Raw genomic sequence first — 22421 nt, 5'->3', positions numbered from 1 at the left:
GTTCAATTATTGAGGGAGTATTCGCATGTTGAAGAAAATTATATTTGGCCTGATGGCTTTGTTGGCTGCTACTGGTTTTGCATTCGCTGATGTCGATGTCAATAAAGGCGACCAGGCTGCGCTGGATGGCATCAAGGGCATAGGCCCGGCCAAATCCAAGGCCATCATAGAAGAGCGTACCAAGAATGGTGCCTTCAAGGATTGGGCAGATTTTGAAAGTCGCGTCAAAGGCGTAGGCGAAAAAAGCGCCACCAAATTGTCTGAAGCAGGTTTGACTGTCAATGGCCAGGCTAAACCTGGTGTAGCGGCAAAACCAGCAGCCAGTGCTGCATCTGCTAAAGCTGACAAGGCAGCAGCCAAGGCAGATAAAGCAGCATCTGCAACAGCGGCACCAAAAGCTTCTGCTGCGGCATCTGCAGCCTCCAGCGCATCAGTGGCATCAGCCGCAAGTGCTGCATCAGCAGCTTCAGCAGCGTCCAAGGCTTCTGCTGCATCGGCAGCTTCCAAGGCCAGCGCAAAATAAGTCTGATTCTTCAGTTTTATTGTTGAACTGACAGATTCACAAAACCCCGGAAGTGATTCCGGGGTTTTTTATTAGCTTATTTAAATTCTGTATAAGCCTGATTGGCGCATGTGTGTGGGCTGCAAAGGCTTGATTTGTCTATGAGAAGCTGATTTTCATCAGTGTTGACGATGCTTTTTCAAACAAGCTGCTTGCTTATGCGCCAAGCGTCTAAGGGTAACTACGATTAGAATAAGCCTTTGTCTTTTTAAGCTGCTTACCATGACCTATCTGACCATCGAAGACACCATAGGCAATACACCGCTCGTTAGATTGCAGCGCATACCCGGCGATGAAAACCTGCGACGTAATAATGTCATCCTCGGCAAGCTGGAAGGGAATAATCCTGCCGGCTCCGTCAAGGACAGACCAGCCTTGTCCATGATCAAAAGGGCAGAAGAGCGTGGCCGTATCAAACCTGGTGATACTTTGATAGAAGCCACCAGCGGTAACACCGGTATCGCCCTCGCCATGGCTGCGGCCATGCGCGGTTACAAGATGATTTTGTTGATGCCAGAGAACCTGAGTATAGAACGCCGCCAAAGCATGGCAGCCTATGGCGCGCAAATCATGTTGACACCCAAGACTGGCGGCATGGAATATGCACGCGACCTGGCAGAACAAATGCAGTCAGAAGGGCAGGGTGTGATCCTCGACCAGTTCGCCAATCCAGATAATCCGCTGGCGCATTATGAAACAACAGGGCCAGAAATCTGGCGTGATACCAAGGGCAAGATCACCCACTTTATCAGTGCCATGGGAACCACGGGTACCATCATGGGCGTATCGGCTTATCTGAAAGAACAAAACCCGCAGATCCACATCATCGGCGCGCAGCCAGAAGAAGGCTCGCAAATACCTGGCATACGCAAGTGGCCAGAGGCTTACATGCCCAAGATTTTTGACAAAGCCAGGGTTGATCAGGTGGAGTCAGTTACGCAGGCAGATGCTGAACAAATGGCGCGCAGGATGGCGGTGGAAGAGGGCATATTCTGTGGTATTTCTGCCGCAGGCGCATGCGAAATCGCTTTGCGCGTTGCTCAGACCGTAGAAAATGCCACCATCGTCTTTGTTGTTTGTGACCGTGGAGACCGGTATTTGTCTACAGGCGTATTTCCTGCCTGATTGTAATGGCGGCGGTGACTGTGAGCGCAGGCATTGCGTTCACTCGTTGCGCTCATTCATTGATTCACTAATGCGTGCATCAAAGAGCCTTGCGATTTGAGTCCACATTTCGTTCACTCACTTGCAGGCCGCAATTGAGCCCACTCATTGGGCTATCTAAAGCGCACATTTTTGTTATCCGTCTTTGTCAGTTTTTACATCAAGCTGTCATAAATCCAGCGCAAAATAAAACAAGGTCTAAAACAAGGTCAAAAAAAATACCGAAATCACGCTTGTGGCGCATTTTCGGTATTTTTCAATAAAGCAGTGTTCCTGAAAATCCGGAGATTTATCAGGCAGCAACCACCTATCAAATAAAAGACTTATGCTGCGTCTTTTGGTTTGAATTGTTTGTCGCTGATACGGAACTTCGCACGACGGTCGCCCATCAATTCGCGCAGTTCTTTGATGCTGACATCGCTGATTTCATGCATGCGGATCAGCAGTGATGCGCCGACCGGCAGGCGACGATGCCTGATTTTACTGATTACTGGTGGTGCCACTTCCAATGCTCTGGAGAGTGCTGCATCATTTTTCAAATGCAATTGCTTGATCAGAGTATCCAACAGATTGTTTGGATCATAGTCGATTTCATCGGATTCAAGCTGGGTCAAATTTGCCATAATTACCTCGCTGTGTAGTTTATTGACGCTTAATTAGTTGCTTCAATAAAAAATTAATCAAACGGTAATATTGTATCTTTAAAATATAATTTGCTTGTCAGAAAAATAGCAAACCATTGTTAAATCTCTTGACACTTTGCTTAGTTAAGAAGTAAATGTGTCAACTAGATAACAGCACTTTAGTTTAGAAAATACTGAATGGCAATGTTTATTCCAGTAATTAGTTACTAGAATAACATAAATTAACAATTTTATTCGGTCTATTAAAATCTGTTAAATTGTGAGCTTCTTCTTCCAACACTCTGTAATGCTATCCAATCTGCTTGAATAGGAATTATTTTTGTCTGGCGGCGGCGATGACACGTCCCAGATCAAAGACTGACATCGCGTAAAAATAGCTGCGGTTGTACAGCGTGATGGCAAAAAAGTTCTCTGTTGCCAGCCAGTATTCTGTTGCGTCGTTGCCATTTTGCAGATCGACAAGACCATATTGGATGTTTGTTGGCGCTTCGCTACTGGCTGTTGTCGCGATGGCTTTTAAATCCTGCAACTGATAACTGGCCTGCAAACCTTTCCCCAGTGCAGTATTGAGCTGTTCACTTTTCTCATTCAACACCAGGGTGGCCGGGAAAGCGATGGGCAAATTACGCTTCCAGCCATGCACGGCAAGATAGTGGGCGACGCTGCCTATGGCATCAACGGGTGAATCAGTCAGGTTGATTCTGCCGTCGCCATCAAAGTCCACTGCATATTTCCTGATGCTGCCAGGCATGAACTGTGGCCAGCCTATCGCGCCTGCATAGGAACCTTTAAAGACAAAGGGATCGAGTGAAGCTTCTCTGGACATCAGCAACATGTTTTCCAGTTCACCACGGAAAAATTGCATGCGCATATCACGGGTAGGCGTGTCGGGATAATCGAAGGCCAGCGTGGTCAGTACATCCATCACGCGGAAGCCGCCAGTCTGTTTACCAAAGATAGTTTCGACACCGATCAGGCCGACGATGATTTCTGGCGGTACGCCATATTCCTGTTCAGCCTTTGCCAGGGCATCGGCATATTTATCCCAGAAGGCGATGCCTGCTTCAATACGGTAGGGTTCGACAAAGCGGGCGCGGTATGCTTTCCAGTTCTTGGGTTTGCCTGCAGGAGCAGGGCGCATCAGTTGCCTGGCAGTTTCTATGTACTTTGCCTGCTTGAAGATGGCTTTCAACTCTGCTTCCGTGTAGCCATGCTTGCTGACCATTTCAGAAATGAAGCTGGATACTTCCTTCCATTGCTCAAAATGGCCTTCATCTTTTTTAGCTTTGGCAGCCGGGGCTGAAGCAGCATTCGCCGCCGCTTTTTTCGTATGTTTTTTTCCTGTGGCATACGCTTCGCCCGCAGTGAGCAGGGCGACAGCGATGATGAGGGAGTAAACGCCATTCAGCAATATGCCGGGCTGGTTTGATGCAGGTGTGGTCAGTGAGATCAAAATACGTCAATAAAAAATTAGCGGCATGCGGCCAGCAGGGTTTTCAAACGCCGGATCAGTGTGCTTTCCGGACCTGGGTTTTTGCCGTAGCGGGCACTTGCATACAGTGTCAGAAAACGCTCGGCATTTTCAAATTCAGCTGCGGTCAGGCTGCTGCGCAATCTTTCCAGGTAGGCTTTGGGCCCTTCATGTAAAGCGCGTGCTGCGGTCTTTTTTTCCATCTTGCGACAAAAAGAAAAGTATACCTTATCAAGCGCCGTGATACGTGGCCGGTTACGAATTAGCGGTAGGGCGATCAGGCCCAGTATCAGGCTGGTGGCAATAAAGAACAACAAGGTCAGTTGTGCCCAGTCTACTTTCATGAAACCCAGGGAGTTCAACAGGTTTCTTTGGGTATTCTGGTTGTAATTGAGTACCCACTGATTCCATGAATTGTTGACAGCGCTCCACTGCATGCGCACCTGGTTAAAAAAAGAAATTCCATCCGGACTCAGATTCATCAGCCCGGCCAGCCCCTGACGCGGCACCGCATAATTGAGAGAACGCTGCACCCTTTCAGGCGCGACGGCTGCAGTCGGATCTACCCTGAGCCATCCCTTGCCCTCTAGCCAGACTTCGGCCCAGGCATGGGCATCGGATTGGCGAATTTCCAGGTAACCATCGACAGAATTCAGATTGCCACCCTGATAGCCAGCCACTACCCGTGCCGGAATATTGGCAGCGCGCATCAGCAAGACAAAGGCACTGGCATAGTGTTCGCAAAAGCCCGCCTTGGTGTCAAACAAAAATTCATCTGCGCTGTTTTTGCCCAGGCGTGGGGGTTCCAGCGTGTAAGAATAAGTTTCGCGACGAAAATAATTGAGTATTGCCCAAATGAGTTGCATGTCATCTGGATATTGCTGACGTAATGCGGCTGCAAAAGCCAGGGTGCGCGGGTTGTATCCTTCTGGCATTTTAAGCGAATCTGCCATCATTTCCCGGCTGCTTGCTGCTTCCAGTGTATAGCTGGTGTAAGACTCTATTGTGTATTTGAGTCTTTCATTTGTGGCTTGTTCACGCCGCGTCTCCATCAGTTTGTTGATGATGGCAACCGTGCCTGTGTTCGCATCCAACTCGGGCTTACCTGCTGGCATGTCCAGTGCGAATAACCAGTTTTGTCCATTCGCTTCCAGCGTGATTTCCTGATGTATGGCCTGACCTCCATACTTGATCCAGTTTTTATCCTGATCGGTTTTATAGGAAGACCTTTTTTCTTCCTGTGACCAGCTACGTCCATCGAATTGATTCATGACGATGCCACGCCAGTATAGCTGGGGTTTGGCTGGAATGAATTTATCGAACTTGACGCGAAAGGCAATTTCTTCAGACTGGGCCAGTTCGCTGATATTGCCCGGTGACATGGAGCTTGATAAGCCACTGCGTCCGGATTGCGCATCGCCCGGCAAGCCCCACAGCGGCCCCTGTATGCGTGGGAATAGCACAAAGGCGATGATGGTCAGTGGAATTGCCAACCCAAGTATGCTGACCCCCATTTTGAGTCTTTGCAGCAATGGTGGTACTACACCAGTGTAATGAAAGGACAGTTGCGCAGTCAGCAGCAGGCATAAGCCAGTCAGTGTCAGTATGGCCGCAAAGATGGTTTGCTGATAAAAGAAACTGGTCAGCAATAAAAAGAAACCAAGAAAAATCACTACGAACAAATCGCGCTTGGCGTGCATTTCCAGGAGCTTGCAAGTCAGCAGCAAGACCAGCATGGTGACGCCAGCTTCCCTGCCAAAGAAAGTCCTGTGCGTCAGATATACACCAGTCATCATCATGACAGCGACCGGTAACAACAGCAAAGCCGGTGGCAGGCGGCGGCCACTCAGTGTCAGCCAACCCCGCCATACCAACAGCAGGGCGCAAGAGGCATTTACCCACCATTTGACATGGTCTGCGTGTGGCAAGAGTACAAAAAGACAGGCAAAGATCAGCAGCAGGGTATCTGCCTTGTCACGTGAGAGTATGGTGCGAAAGACTGGCGATTTCATGATGCTCATATCTCGTACAGCGCCAGTGCGCGCAGGCAGGCTTCGCAATGCTCAGGCCCTGTGGTGGGTGGATGCTGCGTTTGCGCCAGCCTGAAACCGTATGTCAGGCCACGCTGATCAGCTTCAAGCACCCAACTGGTCAGGCGTGATAATTTCAATTCTGTATCCAGATTACTCGGGAGGGCGGCAAAGTCCAGCATCACATCACTGCCCGAGCCTCCGGCGAACTGCTTGGTCACCAGCGAACCACCCAAAGCCGTATCTACTTTGGCAATCTGCTTCCAGGCCAGATGTTTCATGGAATCGCCAGGCTGATAAGCGCGCACACCGGCAAAATCTTCATCACCTGCATGGCCTGGCACTTCAGTCTTTTTTCCTGCACCAGACATGGGCAAAGGCGGCGGATTAGGTTCCGGTTGCGGGTAGACCAGGGCATTTGCATCTGGCAACCAGGTGCTCCAGGCGCGCAACAAACCTAAAGGATAATTGGTTTGCAAGCGGATTCTGGGTATGGCCTGCAAGCCCCTGTTCGTGGTGGGATAACTGAGTTGCACCGCGACGCGGCTGTCGGCGGCAATATCGACAAATTTTTCTGGATGACCTTTTTCGGCGAAGCCCACACTGATGGCATAGCGTGGATGGGCGCGGCGATTGATCACATACACTGTGTACTCGGTTTCTTCCCCGGCAAAGACTGCCCTGGCGGAACCTGGCAACAAATGCAGGTAAGCCAGGTTACGGAACCCGTAAAATACATTGACTACGGCAATCCCGCCCAATACATAAGTCAGGCCAAAGCCAAGATTCAGGCTGTAATTGGTGGCTGCCAAAAACATCAGCAGTAATAAGACGACAAATACCATTCCGGGTTTGCTGGGCAGGGTGAATACCCGTCGCTGATTCAGGAACACTTCGCCGCTTTCTGGTTTGTGTTCCAGAAAGACGATCTTGCGCAGTCTTTTTTTTATCGATGTGAACATGCCGTTATTTATCTATGGCTGCTCAGGTTCAGACGCTGACGCGCTTCATCAATTGCGCCAGCAATTCGCTGCTGGCACTGACTTTGCCCGTCATTGATTTCAAGGGGCGCAATCTATGCGCAATGACAGGTATCAAGACTGCCTGCACATCTTCAGGCAAGACGTGGTCGCGGCCTTCCATGGCTGCCCATGCGCGCGCTGCCTGTAACAAGGCGATAGAGGCACGCGGGCTCATGCCTTCGGCAAATAAATCGCCCTGGCGCGTTGCGTGTGCCAGTGACTGTACATAGTCAATCAACGATGCCGAGGTATGGATTTTCTTGAGTTGTTGCTGGGCTTCCATCAACTCTTCTGCCTGCATCACGGCAGGCAGTTGTGCCAGCAGGCTGCGCCTGTCTTCACCCATCAAAAGGGCGCGTTCAGCTGCTGCATCCGGGTAACCTAGCGACAGGCACATCAAAAACCTGTCCAGTTGCGATTCAGGCAGGGCAAAGGTACCTACCTGATGCGCCGGGTTTTGGGTGGCGATGACAAAGAAAGGCGAGGGCAGGTTACGGGTTTGCCCTTCTACCGAGACCTGTCTTTCTTCCATGGCTTCCAGCAATGAAGATTGTGTCTTTGGCGTTGCGCGATTGATTTCATCGGCCAGCAAGACCTGGGCAAACACAGGGCCGGGATGAAAAACAAATTGTGATTTTTCCCTGTCAAAAATCGAAATGCCAACCACATCAGCTGGCAACAGGTCACTGGTAAATTGCAGACGGTTGAATTTCAAACCCAGCGAAATCGCCAGCGCATGCGCCAGTGTGGTCTTGCCTACACCTGGCAAATCTTCGATCAGCAAATGCCCACCTGCCAGCAAACAGACCAATGCCTGCCTGATTTGCTGTTCCTTGCCTATGATGACGTTGTTAACCTGTTTTGCTACTTTATGTACTTTGGAAAACATGTTTTTCCTTGCTGAGCTATGTTTATTATTGCCTGATATTCATAAAAGCCATGCCTTGATCAGGCAGAGTCGACTCATGAATTGTCAAATTTAAGTGCTCATAGTGTAAACCGAAATGTCAAAAACTGTTGCTCATAGTGAAAAGTTTCAGACAGACGGATTTGCAAAATCGGGCAAATAGGGTGAAACTGATAATAAGACAGATAAGATAAACAGGACATCTATCACTCATACTGCGCTGGCATGCTTGTGCCGGGCAGGATTTGTGGCAGTTCTGGCACAGAGACATGACAACTGCGTATTACACCCATGCTGACTGCAAACGCCATGAAATGGGCTCATGGCACCCGGAATCACCAGACCGCCTGCAAGCCATCGATGATCAATTGATCGCCAGCCGCATCAGTACTTTGCTGGATCATCGCGAGGCACCGCAAGCCACAGAAGCCCATCTGGCCCGTGTGCATACTGCCGATGCGATCTACCGCATACGCGAAAACTGTCCTTCCGAGCGGTCGGAATGCGAGCATTTCCCGCTGGATGCTGATACCTCATTGAATGCCTACACCTGGCGTGCCTCGCTGCGCGCTGCCGGTGCTGCGGTAGCAGCGACTGACGCCGTGCTGGATGGTGAAGTGGAGAATGCATTTTGTGCCATACGCCCGCCAGGCCACCATGCCACACCTGGCGAAGCCATGGGTTTTTGCATGTTTAATAATATCGCTGTGGCAGCCAAACATGCACTGGAAGTGCGCGGTTTGCAGCGCATTGCCATTGTCGATTTTGATGTCCATCATGGCAATGGCACGGAAGAAGCTTTCCGCAATGATGAACGTGTGCTCATGGTGAGTTTTTTCCAGCATCCCTATTATCCGTACACTGGCACTGAACATCCGGCCAGCAATATGGTGAATATCCCCGTGCCCGCGCACAGCTATGGCGATGTCGTGCGCCAGTTGATTACTGAGCAGTGGTTGCCAGCCCTGCGCAAGTTCGAACCGGAAATGATCTTTATCTCTGCCGGTTTTGATGCCCACCGTGAAGATGATATGGGGCAGATGGGCCTGGTCGAAGCCGACTATGCCTGGATCACCAAAGAAATCATGAAGATTGCGCAAGAGTTTTCCGGCAAGCGCATCGTCAGTTGCCTGGAAGGCGGTTATAACCTGTCAGCCCTGGGGCGCAGCGTGGTGGCTCATCTCAAAGTCCTGGCTGACCTGGATTGAGCCATGATTAATTACAGTAGCCTGAATCCGCTGAAGACGGAGCGTCTTTTATTGCGCAAGCTGGAACGCAGTGACATAGACAGCGCTGCCATCATCCATGGTGACCCCGCCACCAATATCCATAATCCCACCGGCCCCAGATCACGCGAAACCACCAGGGTGTTGCTGGATGATTGGGTAGGCGCGTGGGAACGCCAGCATTTTGGTTACTGGACAGTCTGCTCTATAGATGAGCCAGATCAGGTCTTGGGTTTTGGTGGCGTCATGCGCAAGCAGATAGGTGACTTCAGTGGTCTGAATATCTATTTCCGTTTTGCTGCGCATGCCTGGGGCAAGGGCTATGCCACGGAAATGGCGATGGCAGCCTTGCATGCAGCCTTTATGGTGCTGGCTGAGGATGCCGTATATGGCCTGGTCAGGCCTGCCAATATCCCCTCGCGCCGCACTCTGGAAAAAATCGGCATGCAGCTATACTCAGAAGTGGAAGACGTGCCAGGTGAAGCCGCCAGCCTGATTTATCGTATCACCCGCGAAGATTACATGAATCAGCAAAACTGATATCCCGAGTCAAGTCAAGAAAGCCAAGAAAGCCAGGATATGAAAATGAAAAAGACACTGAGTGCCTTGTTGGCTGCATGGGCCATGCAGACGACGCTGGTTCATGCAGCAGACGATATTGCAAGCGTCACGAGCAAAGTTGCCCAGTTCATTGATGAATGGCATGACGATGCCGCCCATGCGCGGCTGCAGTATTTCGACAAGATGGCAAAAGATGGTATTTATATAGGTACTGACAAGACCGAGCGCTGGACCCGGGATGAGTTCAAAATCTGGGCCAAGCGCTTTTTCGAGCGTCCGTCTGCCTGGGCATTTACATCCTTTAACCGCCATATCAGTATGTCGGAAGACCGCAAGTGGATATGGTTTGATGAGCAACTCCAAACCCAGATGGGTATTTGCCAGGCCACGGGCGTGATAGAGCAAACTGCAAAAGGCTTTGAAATCCGGCATTATCAGCTATCGTTGACGGTACCGAATGAATTGACTGACTATCTCGCAGCAGGGGTCAAGAAACTCGATGAAAAGCAAGTTGAGCAAGTACAAAAAAAATGATGCCTGTTAAAACCTTCCTGATAAGTAAATGATAAACATTTTGAGCAATCAGACATGTTAACTTGGCAAAATTGAATGTTGGATCAGAGTAAATAGCCTTGTAATAGCTTAGTTTTAAGGCGTGCAAAGCAAAATCCGGCGCAAGCAGGGCAGAGTTCCGTACAATATCGCTTTGTTTTTGCTAAAAAGAAGAATAAGCATGTCCATACAATGGTTCCCCGGCCACATGAACGCCGCCCGCAAGAAGGCGGCGGAAACCATGGAAAACACCGACCTGGTGATAGAAGTGCAGGATGCCCGCATTCCACAAGCCTCTTGCAACCCCATGGTAGAGTCGCTGCGCAACTTCCGCCAACGTCCTTGCCTGAAGATACTGAACAAGTCTGACCTGGCTGATCCCAATGCCACCAAGGCCTGGCTGGATTTTTATAACGCCCAGAAGGGCGTGTTCGCCGTCGCCCTGAGTTGCAAAAAACCGTCTGATGTCGCCAAAGTGCCAGGTCTGGCCCTGAAGCTGGCACCGCATCGCGGCGTGCCCACCAAGCCTTTGCGCATGATGATCATGGGCATACCCAATGTCGGCAAATCGACCTTGATGAATGCCCTGCTCAAAAAACGTGTTGCCAATGTCGGTGATGAACCCGCTGTGACCAAGACCCAGCAGCGCTTGTATCTGGGCAAGAACATGATTTTGACCGACACCCCCGGCATGCTCTGGCCCAAGATAGAACATCCTACTGATGGCCTGATGCTGGCAGCCAGCCATGCTGTCGGCGTGAATGCGCTGATCGAGGAAGAAATCGCGACTTTTCTGGCAGAGCAATTACTGATTCATTATCCAAAATTCATCACTGCTCGCTACGGCTTTCCAGTCGAAGGCATAGATGCCGTTTCTGTCATTGAGGGCGTGGCCAAAAAACGTGGCTATAAGCTCAAAGGTGGCGACTGGGATTATGAAAAAGCTTCCCACACCCTGTTGCTTGATTACCGCAGTGGTGCCTTGGGACGTGTCAGCCTGGAAACCCCGGCCAGCCGCGAGCATTTACTGGCGACCTATGTACCGCCTATTTTGCTGGGGCAGGGCAAGAGCGTGCAGACTGGCATGGAACCAGAACAGGAAGATGCAGAATGAGTCTTCCGGCAGATGTGCCGTTTGTGCTACGTGGTGATGTAGCGGGCGTCACCACCCTGACAATGAATCGTGGCGAACGCTTCAATCCCTTGTCAGAAGAAATGCTGGCAGCCTTGCAGGCTGAATTCAAGACCATTGCTACTGACGAAAGCGTGCGGGTAGTTGTGCTGGCTGCTGCTGGCAAGGCATTTTGCGCTGGACATGACCTCAGGCAAATGCAGGTCCATCCATCTGAAGCCTATTACAAGAGCCTGTTCCAGCAATGCAGCAAGCTCATGCTGACTATCCAAAAGCTGCCTCAACCTGTCATCGCCCGCGTGCAGGGCCTGGCGACAGCAGCCGGTTGTCAGTTGGTCGGCATGTGTGATCTGGCTGTGGCCAGCGAGAATGCCAGTTTTGCCGTGTCAGGCGTCAATGTCGGCTTGTTCTGTTCTACACCTGCAGTTGCCTTGTCACGCAATGTCTCACGTAAACAAGCCATGGAAATGCTGCTGACCGGTGATTTCATTGATGCGCGGACAGCAATGCAGCGCGGTCTCGTCAATCGCGTCGTCAACCCTGAGCAACTCGATACCTGCGTCGCAGAACTGGCCGCCAGCATCGTTGCCAAGCCTGCGCTGGCCATCAGCATGGGCAAGCAGTTATTCTACAAACAGCTGGAAATGGGTGTTGAAGCAGCATATCAACTCGCCGGACAAACCATGGCTTGCAATATGCTGGATGATGCTGCGCAAGAAGGTGTGCAGGCTTTTCTTGAAAAACGCAGACCTGACTGGTCGTGATTATTGTCTTGATTATGGCTCTGGCTTATGCGTTCTGAGATGGTCAGCAATGACCGCACCGAGTGAGCACCAGACGCCAGCTACAAAGCAGGTATACAAGACGGTATATGAGGTGGGCAGTTGGGCAGGGTTGTCGCTATAGGCAAAACTGGCATAGGTATATACCAGCGCCGTGGTGGCAATACCCAACAAATACCCGTGCATCATAGGCGACTTTTCAGCCAGATATCCCACCAGCAAGCCAGGCACCACATACTGGGCAAAACCAAAGATGGCCATGAACAGCTGGTTCCCCCATAAGCCGGTATCCGTATTCACCAGTGTTGCCGGTGCCATTGATGCCTTCAGCAGCGCAATAAACACGAAATACAGCAAACCATACACGACGGTCGACAGGGCGATCGCTTGGGTGTTGGGTTTGGAAATAAAAGGGTGGAATGCCATAGGGGCAAGATTATACTCTTAGCTGCTGAAGAATTGGGCACAATTGGGCGTGTTTTATGCCATTCTTGAATAGCATGGTTTGCTGCCATTGAGCCGTAATCTCTTTAACGTCATTCCTGCGTGCTTTTGGCAGGAATCCAGTGGCGTTTGTAGTAGGCCGTTAAGTGATTTACTCATCCGGCTTTTCAATACCTGCATTCGTCATTTGAGATCGCAGGCCGGTGGTAGACCGGCAGCTACATCCCTTTTTGCTTCGCCAAAAAGGGATGCCAAAAAGGCGACCCAGGCGTCGTCGCCCCTGCGGGGTACCCGTTTGTGCAATACAAAAAATGGGAAATGCCCGAAACTCGCTACCCTGGCAGGGCGCACAATCGCTTGCAAGCGATTGCCGTTACGCTGGCGAGATGCATGCATCTCGAAACCCCAGCTACACCTCAGACACGGGCATTTCTTAATCCATTTTCTGTACTGCACAAACGGCGTCGACACATGGGAACTGCGGAAAGTCAAAACCAACCCCAACTTCGACGTCGCTGCGACCTTGGAGAATATTCTTTGGCTTGTAGTCAATGAGGCTTTCTAAAACCCCAAACACCTCGCCTACCCAATCACCTTACGCGCAAACGACTCCAGGTAATCCATTAAACCATCAGCCGCCTTGGCTGCCTGCTCTTCATTGCCTTTGGCAATTGCCTTGGCGACCAGCATGTGGCAGCGGGCGCCTTCTTCTATGTCGCCTTCGTGCTGGAAGGCGTACCAGAAACGGCGGCATTTGATGATGAGGGGGATGACGGCGGCGACGGCTGAGGGGTTGCGGCAGGCTTCGTGGACTACGTGGTCGAGGGCCTGGTCGGCTGCCATGTAGTCGTTGAGGTCATTGCGTTTGGCGGCGACCAGCATTTTGTCGGCGCATTCTATGATGTCTTTGCGGTGTTGCGGCGTGGCGCGGCGGGCGGCACTGGCACCGATCAGGCGTTCAATGACGCGGCGGGTTTCTATCAGCGTCATGTGCTCGGCGGCTTCGATGTCGCTGATGATCAGGCCACGTCTGGGCATTTGCTGTATCAGGCCGTTTGATGACATGCGCATCAGGGCTTCGCGCAGCGGTGTGCGGCCAAGACCGGTTCTTTCTACCAGTTCAGACTCGACTACCGGGGAGCCGGGTTTTAACTGCAGCGTGACGATCATGCTTTCTATAGCGTCATAGGCAACGTCGGCAGCGCGCAGCTTGGGGGCAAAAGCGGGTGTTTTTTCGGGAGTAGCAAGCATCAGATATCCATGTTCTGTATTTTGTATGGATTTTACCTATTCGTGTACGAATTTTACCTTGTAAAAGGTTGAACTTATCAAATTCTGCGTGTTTTTCTATAACTAATGCAGTTTTTTGATGGATGGCAATATATTCCTGTCTCTAATTTTGCCACGGACTGTCCTTATTTGCTGATGATTTGCGCAGAAATCGGCATAGGTGTAGATTTTAGACTGGATTTTGAGATAAGCTGCACATTTCTAATATAATTTAAATATATTTATAAATTAGATTAATTGCAACATAATATTTTTCATCCCTGTTTCTCCCTTTTCTCGCCCCCTTTGTTTATGGAGTTGATCAATTGACGCTGCCAGCCACCCCCTTTCCCGCTCAGGAAAAACGTCAGCAAATGGCCAGCCAGATGGCGAATGTTTTTTTTTCTGAAAGCCTGTTCGATGCCATGCCGGATATCGTGTTTTTCGTCAAGGATAATGAGGGACGTTATCTGGTGGTGAACCATACGTTAGCGAGACGTTGTGGTGTCAGGGATAAAGAGGCCTTGTTAGGTAAAAAGGCGGAAGAAGTATTTCCATCCTCACTGGCAACCAGTTATGCAACACAAGATGCGCTGGTCTTGAGTGGTAGAAAAGAAATCCATGATCAACTGGAATTGCATCTTTACCCTAACCGTTCGCCAGGCTGGTGCCTGACGCAAAAAATCCCTTTGCGTGATACTCGCCATCAAATCATAGGCATGACCGGCATTTCACGTGACCTGGCCATGCCTGACCAGCGTCATCCTGTATATGCCAAGATTGCCGCAGCGGTAAAGCATCTGCATCAAAACTATACGCAAACCATTGCCATGGCTGACCTGGTCAAGCTGACGGGTTTGTCGGTGGCGCAACTCGAACGCAATTTTCACAAGATATTTTCCCTTACACCAAGGCAGATGATGGTCAAGATCCGCCTGGATGCCGCTTCTTCCTTGCTGGCTGAGTCGCAATTAAGCATTACAGATATTGCCGTAGCCTGTGGTTATCAGGACCACAGTGCGTTCTCCCGTATCTTTAAGGCGACGGTCGGCATGACACCCAGTGAATATCGCGACGTCGTGGTACGAAGCTAAATACTGGAAAAGTTTCCTATTTGCAATTCAATAGTCATCCAAACGACAATCTTTGACAGGGATGTGTTTTATTCTTTGGGCAATGCTTTACAGAAATTCTGTCAGGCATAAAACCAAAACACCTCCTGGCATCTTGCACAGGAGGAAAGAAAACACTGGAGACACTATGTTTGTAAAATTAAATCGCTGTAAAGCGATGGTCAGGCTTTTGCTCGTCAATTTGATGCTGTGCTGTAGTGTGAGTGCCCATGCAGATGCGAATGACATCGTCATTGGCCAATCGACTGCTTTGACTGGGACTCTGGCTGAACTGGGTGTTGCTCATTCCACTGGCGCCAAAGCCTATTTTGACTATATCAATTCACAAGGCGGCGTGAATGGCCGCAAGATACGGCTGGTCATCCTGGATGATGCCTACGACGCCACTAAATCCATCGCCAATGCGAAACAATTAATAGAAAAAGAAAAAGCCGTCGCCTTGTTTGGCATGCTGGGCACACCCGCCAATACAGCGTTGATACCCTTGCTGGATGAAGCGGGCATCGTCAGTTTTGCACCAGTGACTGGGGCCGAGGTGGTGCGCAAGCCATTTAACCGCCGCATCTTTAATATCCGTGCTGGCTATGTCACCGAGACCGAAAAAATCATTGATCACCTGAGTGTACGCGGCATCAAAAAAGTAGGCGTGGTGGTTCAGAACAATGCCTTCGGCAAGGAAGGCCTGGCAGGCATAGAGCAGGCTGCCAGCAAGCGCCAGTTGAAACTGACATCTACCGTCAGCATCAATAGCGATTCGTCTGATCTGGATAAAGCGGTCAGTGCAATGGAAGCTGCTGACGTCCAATCCATTATCCTGATCACTGCCGGCAAAGCTTCCAGTGACTTCATCCTGGCGTATAACAAAAAGGTCAAGGGCATGCAGTATTTTGCCCTGTCGGTACTGGCATCGCAGGCGGGTATCAATGCGCTGGGCAAGGATGGTGTAGGCGTCATCATTTCCCAGGTATTGCCTTTCCCGTTTTCTGCTACGACCACGCTGGTGCGTGACTACCAGAAAGTCATGAGCAAGATGGGCGTCAAGGAATATTCCTATCTGGGTATAGAAGGTTTTCTGGATGCCAAGGTGTTTGTCGAAGCCATCAAGCGGGCGGGCAAGGATGTCAACAGCGAACGCTTGATCACTGCACTGGAAGGCATGGGCCGCACCGACTTTGATGGCTTCATCGTTAACTTTGGCAAAAATAACCACCAGGGTTCCGACTATGCTGAACTGACCGTAGTGTCGAAAGACGGGCGTTTTTTACGTTGATGATGTAAATCCTGAATGTGCAAGCTTGATCCTTGCAGGGGATCAAGCTGCAAACTGTTTAGCGTATACCCCAAACAAAAGGGTCGCGTTCATCCAGCAATAACTGCGCTTCAGCATTGACAAAGGCGCTACCCCGCAGACTGGGCAAGACCTTGCCATCTCCTGCATAGCGATAGCTGGCTTCAAAGACACTGCCGAGTATGCTTTCCTGACGCCAGACCTGGCCTTCTTCCAGTTTTTTATCCGCTGCCAGGCAAGCCAGTTTGGCACTGGTGCCGGTGCCGCATGGCGATCTGTCATAGGCTTTGCCGGGACACAGCACAAAGTTCTGGCTCTGGTTGTCGGCTGACATGGGTGGACCAAATAATTCCACATGATCGATCAATGCGCCGTTTTCGCCAGTGATACCTTGTGCTTCAAGTGCTTTTCGGACGCGCCAGCTAAAGTCTGTCAGTTGCTCAACATTCGACAAGCGCAAGTCTTGCCCATGCTGGTTGATCAAAAAGAACCAGTTACCACCCCAGGCGATATCACCACTGACTTGCCCATGTCCGGCGACATCGATTTGCACTGCCTGGCGATAGCGGTAGGCGGGCACATTGTGCACCGTCACTGTGTTGTCGGCATGCAGCTCTGCTTCCACGATACCTACCGGGGTTTCTATCTTGTGCTTGCCTGCCTTGATCTGGCCCTGATAGGCCAGGGTGACGATGAAACCTATCATGCCATGGCCGCACATGCCCAGATAACCGACATTATTGAAAAAAATCACGCCAGCCGCGCAGGATGGATCATGCGGCGCACAAGCGAGTGCCCCGACAATGACATCCGAACCACGTGGTTCGCAAACTGTGGCCGAGCGATAATGATCAAATTTTTCGCGAAACACCTGTAAACGTGCAGCCAGGTCACCCGTGCCCAGGTCAGGGCCGCCGTCAACAATAATGCGCGTAGGTTCACCGCCAGTATGTGAATCAATGACCGAGATTTTTTTCATGTTTTTGCCAGTGTGGGAATATGTTTGCTGAAGTTTGCCGAATCAGGCAGTTCCAGGTAAAGGAAAACCTGATTCATCATGGGTAAATACTGGCGTCAGCTTAGGCAAAACTGCTGAATTTGTCTTGACACAAATTCAGCAGGTGTTCGACGAAATCAGCATAGTCATATTGGCAATCTTGCCATATCCAGAGAGCTGATTTAGCGCTCAATCTACCTTGCCCGTATTTGCGAAATTCTTATAGCGTGTGATTTGTTCGCCCAGCATGTCATTCGCCATAGGGCCTATTTTTTCAAAGCCGCCCAGCATGTAACCACCTACGCTATAGGTCAGCACAAGTTTACTCAGAGCCGGGCTGCTCTCATTCTTTTTTTGCGGGATAAAATCCCAACTCATGCTGCCAGCCAGGCCATGTGCCTGCAAGGGGCCGAGTGCGCCTGACATGCGCAAGGCTTTGCCAGGGGCAGCATGTACTACGCTCATATGCTGTACCCCGCCGCCGCCAGGGTATTTTTCACAAAAACAGCCACCGGGCCGGGCATCTATACTCAGGTTCTTGGTGTTATGCGTATAAGTGTGTGAAGGGTTCCACCAGTTGCCAACATTGACTAGAAGTTCATAGGCTTCTTCAGGTGGTATATTCAGTAATACTTCATGACGTATCTGGAAACCATTGCTACTTATATTGACAACTTCTGCCATTGCGGGAGTACCCATGGCAAGGAGGGCAGAGGCGGCGAAAATGCGCAGGCTGGGGTTCATCTGTAACTCCTTTTTGGTGGGTCATCAAACTCAGGTCGTGAATTTCTCATGTTGAAGCACTTTTTTGATGCATACAGATGGTAAAGTACGTTTCGTGTTTTGACCATGCGATAATCAGTGATAATCAGTCGGACCTGAGAAAAAATTAAACTTGTTGCATGAATCTGTATCCAGCCCAAACTGAAAATGCCATGCCCAAAGAGATCAAGCAGCGCCTGACCGGCGGTTTGCTCATCTCTATCGCCGTGCATATATTTATTCTGTCGCTGCAGTTTGGTTTGCCTGGCCTGGGTATGCCGGGGCTGGAAGCCCCCTGGAACAAGCGCAGGGCAGAGTCACCAGAAATCACGGTACAGATCGCCAATGCAGCGCCAGCCAGTAATGACAAGCCTGTTACTGCCAGCGCCGCTGCTACAGAAGCGTCTGCACCCATTACCCCTATTTCGCCTATAGCGCCAGTCAAGGAAATCACGCCCAAGACTGATCCTGCGCCTGCATCCACAGTCGCCGCAGCCAGCGTGAAAGAAAGCGGCGCCACAGCAAAGGCTGAAAGCAAGGCAGCCAATTCCGGTATACGCCTGGTTGCACCACAAAAGGCCGCACCTGCACCCACGCCAGTACAAACCAAGGTAGCCAGCAAGCCGCGTGCCGTGCAAAAAGTCAAAACCAATACCGCACCGCCAGTAGCGCAACAGCGCAAGGTCATGGCACCTGATGTGGCACGCGTGATTACCCAGGACGTTGCACGTGAAGACAGCTTTTCCATGGCGGTACCTAATCCTGACGATCTCCCTAAAAAAGCTGATGCAGAGCCGGATCCTAAAAAGCAATATGACAACATAGCGCAAGAAGGTGTAGAGCAGGAAACTCCGCAAGAAAAAGCCGCCAAAGAGCAGGCAAAAGAACAAAGACGTAAAAAACGCGAAGAACTGATGCGCAAGCAGGCAGATGAATTGGCACAACAGGCCAGCACCAATGGCAAGGCCGAACTCCAGCAATTGAGCAAACAGTTTGACGAAGAAAACCGCAAACTAGCCGATGAAGCCAGCCGTCAAGCGGCAGCGGCCTTAGCCCTGCAAAAGCAACTGGAAGCAGAGGAACAAAACCGCCGCGCCCAGCGCGAAGCAGCCCAGGCAGAAGAAATCAAGGTAGCAGACCAAAAACGCCAGGACGACAACAAGCGCCAGGAAGAAGAAAGACAGCAAAAGGCACAGCAGCTGGCACAGGCGCAGAAAGAACAGCAACAAGCCAGGGAACAACAACAGCTAAAAGAAAAAGAACAGCAAGTTGCGCTTGAAGCAGAAAAACGCAAGCAGGAAGAACAGCGCCAACAGGCAGCAGCACGTCAGAAGCAACAAGAAGAAATAGTCGCCAGACAAAAAAATGAAGAGCAGTTAGCCAAACTGAAATCTGAAGAGCTGGCGGCAAAACAAAAAGCAGATGAGCAACGTGCCCAGGCACAGGCACAAGCACAGGCGCAGGCACAAGCACAAGCACAAGCACAAGCGGCTGCCGCTGCCAAAGCTGCAGCTCAGGCCGCCGCCAATAATCAGACCGCAAGCACTGGCATCAGCCAGGGTCCAAATACCGGGCAGCAAAATAATGCCGGTGCCAATACGCCAGGTAATGGCAACAGTCAGGGCAGTAAATCCGACCCGTTCAGCTTGCCTAAAAATACCCTCGGTGGTGATCTCGCAAGCAAGGCCAGGGACCAGGCGCGCGGGCTCGATATCTTGCGCGGCACGCCACCTTTGCCACGCAATGACGTGGATGAAAGACCACGTCGCCGCAGCCTGTTTGGTAGCCAGGACAGAGACGTACCCTTGCGTCTGTATATCGATAGCTGGAAGCAAAAAATTGAACGCAATGGCAATTTGAATTATTCACAAGTGTCCAAGGACAGGGCACGCGGTGACCCGGTTGTCGTTGTTTCCATACGTAGTGATGGCAGCGTGGAAGAAATCACCATACTGCGATCCAGTGGACGTGCCGACATCGACGAGGCAGTGCGCCGCATTGTGCGCGTCAACGCAAAATATGCTGCCTTCCCGCCAAATATCGCGGCACAGTACGACGTCATAGAAATACGTCGCATCTGGAATTTTGAAGATAATCTGAGACTGGTAGAAGAACTGCGTTAGATGTTTGAGCTAACCCACCGGCTAGAATTTTCCCTCCATGTTAGGGCAGGGAAGATCAATCTTCATAATGACAAAATTCAATACTATTCAATTGTATTCATTGCACTGATCAGCTTGAGTGCCTTGGTTCCAGCTCCCAGGATCATGCAGGCAAGCAGGGATACAAAGCTGGCAGAATTATTGAGCACCAGTGTGGCGACCATACACCAAAGTGAGCGCTGAAGAATAGATGCGGGCGAAATGCATGATTTTATTCTGCGGTCTTGTAATCATTTAAAAAGCCAGCTTCTGATCAGGAGCTGGCTTTTTATTGTCAGGGTAAAGCAGCAGGCTTTGCCAGATAGCTGGTCGAATAAGTCTTGAACTGCCCACCGTCGGTATTGATGGAAGTCTGGTTGACTTCCCCGGTACTGAACACCGCACCTATGCCACCAACGGCGACCATTTCCGATGCATGCGTCAGGAAATAGCGTACCTTGTTGTCGCGGTATTTACCTGCAGAGCCGCCTAGCTGTGTGGATGGTACGCCCAGCGGCGTTTGCCACCACAGTACAGGTAATTGCAAGCCCTGGTAATAGGTTTTGGCCAGCGCGAAATGGTCTTTGAAATTAGGCGAACTCAGATTGGATTCATCCCAGTACCATCCTGTGCCTGTACGTGAGCAATAAGACACTTGCGGTACGGTTTCAAAACAACCGGCATCCCTGTCCAGGGTTTGCATGACGATGAAGTCTGCCTTGTCTGCACCCAGCTTCAGCATATAAGACATGGCAGTTGAGTGCAGGTCTTCAAACAGGGCAGGGGGAAAACCAACGTAAGCATTTGGTGCAATTGCTCTCGCCATTTGCATCAGGCATTGGCTGATGCCGGCGACACTATTCGGTTGGTTGCTGCAATCAGGATTGCTGTTGACTTGCGCAGGCACGGTGGCAGGGTCGGCGTTGTTGGATATCCTTTGGGTATAACCCCAAAAGTCTGGCTCAAAATTCACCAGCACGGGTTTGCCGTAAGCTTTGATTTGCTGGAACATCAGGCGTACATTGTCCCAATAGCCTTTCATGAAAGTCGTATTGGTCAAGCCACTCAGATTGCCGTCCCCATTGCTGGCCATCTGGTACAAAGTGAACATGGGGATAGCGCCCAGTTTGTCGGCATTTTGTGCAACGATTTGCACGTATGCGCCAGAAGGGCTGTTCCATGTTGGCCATGAGCCTGCACCTACACCAACCAGATATTGGTCATAGATGTCCGGGGTAATACCCTGCTTTTGTATGTCAGCCAGATCGGCACTGCCAAGGCCGACCAGAAAGCGTGTGGACTTGCCCAGCCTGGCCGCCAGTGTAGCGGCTTTCTTTTCAAGTGTGACGACCGTGGTACCGGTGGTGGTGCCGGTGGTGGTTCCAGTACCGGTCGTTGTACCTGTAGTAGTTCCGGTGCTTGTACCCGTCGTGGTTCCTGTGGTCGTGGTGCTGCCTGTGGTAGTTGCCGCAGTAGAGCCACCGCCTCCACCGCAGGCGCTGGTTGCCAATAGCAGGCTTGCTGCAAGGATAGTTGGGAGTTTCATAAGACAGAAAATAAGATAGAGAGAAGCATGAGAGGTTCTGTTCATGATAGACGAAGCCATAAAGACTTTGCCTGAAACCATCTGAAGCTTGCCGCTTAAATAACAATCCTTCACAATGTTGACATGTCAGAACCCAAGCCCAAAAGAAAATCCTGCCCACGATGCTTGCGCCCATCCACCGCGTGCATATGCAACTGGGTTTGCAGCATCAACAATGCGCCGGAGGTATTGCTGCTGCAACATCCTCTGGAAGTCAACAATGCCAAGGGCAGCGCACGCCTGCTGGATCTGTGCCTGCAAGATTCACGTATGGTGGAAGGCGAGCAGTTTGACGAGCAATTATTGATTAATCTGCTGCAAGCTGGTGGCAAACAGGCGGTATTGCTTTATCCGGCAACCACGCAAAACGATGCTGATGATTTGCAATACGAGCCGTCCGATTTTGTTTTGCAAGATCTTGCGCTATCGAATATGCGGCTGGTGATAATCGACGCGACCTGGCGCAAAAGCCGCAAGATGCTGTACCTGAACACCGTGCTGCAACAGCTGCCACGCCTGAGCCTGCAAGACATGCCAGCCTCGCACTACCGCATACGCAAAGCTCACGCGCCTGATCAATTATCGACGCTGGAGGCAGCTTGTTATGCGTTGATGCAGCTGGAGCAGGATGAGGAGAAATATCAGCCGCTGTTGCTGGCGTTTGATGGATTTGTGGGGCAGCAGATGGGGTTTAGGCTAAATTGAAAACGCCTTAATAAGCATGACGAAAAATTATTTTTAAAAAAGGG

At 50.7% G+C, this 22421-nt stretch carries 21 protein-coding genes; 11 read left to right on the top strand and 10 right to left on the bottom strand.

Annotated features, from left to right (window positions below; genetic code table 11):
- Positions 1–25: 25 nt before the first annotated feature.
- Together ACO0LD_RS03480 and cysM are read left to right on the top strand one after the other, a co-directional pair.
- Positions 26–523, top strand: a complete 498-nt coding sequence (locus ACO0LD_RS03480; RefSeq protein ID WP_423003738.1) for a ComEA family DNA-binding protein — start codon at positions 26–28, stop codon at positions 521–523.
- A gap of 261 nt (positions 524–784) precedes the next feature.
- Positions 785–1687 (top strand): cysteine synthase CysM, encoded by a 903-nt coding sequence (cysM, locus tag ACO0LD_RS03475; RefSeq protein WP_423003736.1) that lies wholly within the window; start codon positions 785–787, stop codon positions 1685–1687.
- A gap of 362 nt (positions 1688–2049) precedes the next feature.
- Here cysM and ACO0LD_RS03470 read toward each other — a convergent pair whose 3' ends face one another.
- The 5 genes from ACO0LD_RS03470 to ACO0LD_RS03450 form a co-directional block, all read right to left on the bottom strand.
- Positions 2050–2349 carry a hypothetical protein gene (locus ACO0LD_RS03470; RefSeq protein ID WP_110257001.1) on the bottom strand — a complete coding sequence of 100 codons (300 nt, stop codon included), beginning with the start codon at positions 2347–2349 and terminating at the stop codon, positions 2050–2052.
- Positions 2350–2683: 334 nt separating this feature from the next.
- The gene (mltB, locus tag ACO0LD_RS03465) at positions 2684–3823 is read right to left on the bottom strand and encodes a lytic murein transglycosylase B (protein WP_423003734.1); all 1140 of its coding nucleotides are present in this window, start codon (positions 3821–3823) and stop codon (positions 2684–2686) included.
- Positions 3824–3840: 17 nt separating this feature from the next.
- Positions 3841–5853 carry a transglutaminaseTgpA domain-containing protein gene (locus ACO0LD_RS03460; RefSeq protein WP_423003732.1) on the bottom strand — a complete coding sequence of 671 codons (2013 nt, stop codon included), beginning with the start codon at positions 5851–5853 and terminating at the stop codon, positions 3841–3843.
- A gap of 5 nt (positions 5854–5858) precedes the next feature.
- Positions 5859–6833 carry a DUF58 domain-containing protein gene (locus tag ACO0LD_RS03455; protein ID WP_423003730.1) on the bottom strand — a complete coding sequence of 325 codons (975 nt, stop codon included), beginning with the start codon at positions 6831–6833 and terminating at the stop codon, positions 5859–5861.
- Positions 6834–6861: 28 nt separating this feature from the next.
- Entirely contained in the window at positions 6862–7782 is a 921-nt protein-coding gene (locus ACO0LD_RS03450; RefSeq protein WP_423003728.1) for an AAA family ATPase, read from the bottom strand.
- 287 nt (positions 7783–8069) lie between these two features.
- On the opposite strand from ACO0LD_RS03450, the gene ACO0LD_RS03445 reads away from it, so the two are divergent.
- The 5 genes from ACO0LD_RS03445 to ACO0LD_RS03425 all read left to right on the top strand — a co-directional run bounded on the left by ACO0LD_RS03445 (position 8070) and on the right by ACO0LD_RS03425 (position 12035).
- Positions 8070–9008 carry a histone deacetylase family protein gene (locus ACO0LD_RS03445; RefSeq protein WP_423003726.1) on the top strand — a complete coding sequence of 313 codons (939 nt, stop codon included), beginning with the start codon at positions 8070–8072 and terminating at the stop codon, positions 9006–9008.
- Positions 9009–9011: 3 nt separating this feature from the next.
- A complete protein-coding gene (locus ACO0LD_RS03440; RefSeq protein WP_423003724.1) occupies positions 9012–9566 on the top strand; it encodes a GNAT family N-acetyltransferase in 555 nt (184 codons plus the stop codon).
- Between the two features lie 45 nt (positions 9567–9611).
- Positions 9612–10121 carry a nuclear transport factor 2 family protein gene (locus tag ACO0LD_RS03435; protein ID WP_423003722.1) on the top strand — a complete coding sequence of 170 codons (510 nt, stop codon included), beginning with the start codon at positions 9612–9614 and terminating at the stop codon, positions 10119–10121.
- 199 nt (positions 10122–10320) lie between these two features.
- Positions 10321–11253: a ribosome biogenesis GTPase YlqF gene (ylqF, locus tag ACO0LD_RS03430; RefSeq protein ID WP_423003720.1), complete on the top strand. Its 933-nt coding sequence runs from the start codon at positions 10321–10323 to the stop codon at positions 11251–11253.
- The gene (locus ACO0LD_RS03425; RefSeq protein ID WP_423003718.1) at positions 11250–12035 is read left to right on the top strand and encodes an enoyl-CoA hydratase; all 786 of its coding nucleotides are present in this window, start codon (positions 11250–11252) and stop codon (positions 12033–12035) included. The genes ylqF and ACO0LD_RS03425 overlap by 4 nt, the downstream gene beginning before the upstream one ends.
- Positions 12036–12047: 12 nt before the next feature.
- Here the strand turns inward: ACO0LD_RS03425 and ACO0LD_RS03420 are convergent, their stop codons facing one another.
- Positions 12048–12479, bottom strand: coding sequence for a hypothetical protein (locus ACO0LD_RS03420; RefSeq protein ID WP_423003716.1), 432 nt, complete (start codon positions 12477–12479; stop codon positions 12048–12050).
- Between the two features lie 600 nt (positions 12480–13079).
- Complete coding sequence (locus ACO0LD_RS03415) at positions 13080–13748, bottom strand: GntR family transcriptional regulator (protein ID WP_162042205.1); 669 nt, start codon at positions 13746–13748, stop codon at positions 13080–13082.
- Between the two features lie 344 nt (positions 13749–14092).
- On the opposite strand from ACO0LD_RS03415, the gene ACO0LD_RS03410 reads away from it, so the two are divergent.
- Positions 14093–14860 carry a helix-turn-helix domain-containing protein gene (locus ACO0LD_RS03410; protein ID WP_423003714.1) on the top strand — a complete coding sequence of 256 codons (768 nt, stop codon included), beginning with the start codon at positions 14093–14095 and terminating at the stop codon, positions 14858–14860.
- Positions 14861–15026: 166 nt separating this feature from the next.
- The gene (locus tag ACO0LD_RS03405; RefSeq protein ID WP_423003712.1) at positions 15027–16169 is read left to right on the top strand and encodes an ABC transporter substrate-binding protein; all 1143 of its coding nucleotides are present in this window, start codon (positions 15027–15029) and stop codon (positions 16167–16169) included.
- 58 nt (positions 16170–16227) lie between these two features.
- On the opposite strand, the gene ACO0LD_RS03400 is transcribed toward ACO0LD_RS03405, so the two are convergent.
- Positions 16228–17166, bottom strand: a complete 939-nt coding sequence (locus tag ACO0LD_RS03400) for a 4-hydroxyproline epimerase (protein ID WP_423003710.1) — start codon at positions 17164–17166, stop codon at positions 16228–16230.
- Positions 17167–17373: 207 nt separating this feature from the next.
- Positions 17374–17928, bottom strand: a complete 555-nt coding sequence (locus ACO0LD_RS03395) for a hypothetical protein (RefSeq protein ID WP_423003708.1) — start codon at positions 17926–17928, stop codon at positions 17374–17376.
- Positions 17929–18119: 191 nt separating this feature from the next.
- Here ACO0LD_RS03395 and ACO0LD_RS03390 point away from each other — a divergent pair, with 191 nt between their 5' ends.
- On the top strand, positions 18120–20069 hold the full coding sequence (locus ACO0LD_RS03390; RefSeq protein ID WP_423003706.1) for a TonB family protein: 1950 nt from the start codon (positions 18120–18122) through the stop codon (positions 20067–20069).
- Between the two features lie 313 nt (positions 20070–20382).
- Here the strand turns inward: ACO0LD_RS03390 and ACO0LD_RS03385 are convergent, their stop codons facing one another.
- On the bottom strand, positions 20383–21633 hold the full coding sequence (locus tag ACO0LD_RS03385) for a hypothetical protein (protein WP_423003704.1): 1251 nt from the start codon (positions 21631–21633) through the stop codon (positions 20383–20385).
- Positions 21634–21756: 123 nt separating this feature from the next.
- Here ACO0LD_RS03385 and ACO0LD_RS03380 point away from each other — a divergent pair, with 123 nt between their 5' ends.
- Positions 21757–22377 carry a tRNA-uridine aminocarboxypropyltransferase gene (locus ACO0LD_RS03380; protein WP_423003702.1) on the top strand — a complete coding sequence of 207 codons (621 nt, stop codon included), beginning with the start codon at positions 21757–21759 and terminating at the stop codon, positions 22375–22377.
- Positions 22378–22421 lie beyond the last annotated feature (44 nt).

The sequence above is a fragment of the Undibacterium sp. Ji83W genome (genome assembly GCF_049340385.1).
GTDB lineage: Bacteria > Pseudomonadota > Gammaproteobacteria > Burkholderiales > Burkholderiaceae_D > Undibacterium.
The sequence above is the reverse complement of the archived record's forward strand: the minus strand, read 5'-3'. Positions and strand labels throughout refer to the sequence as shown.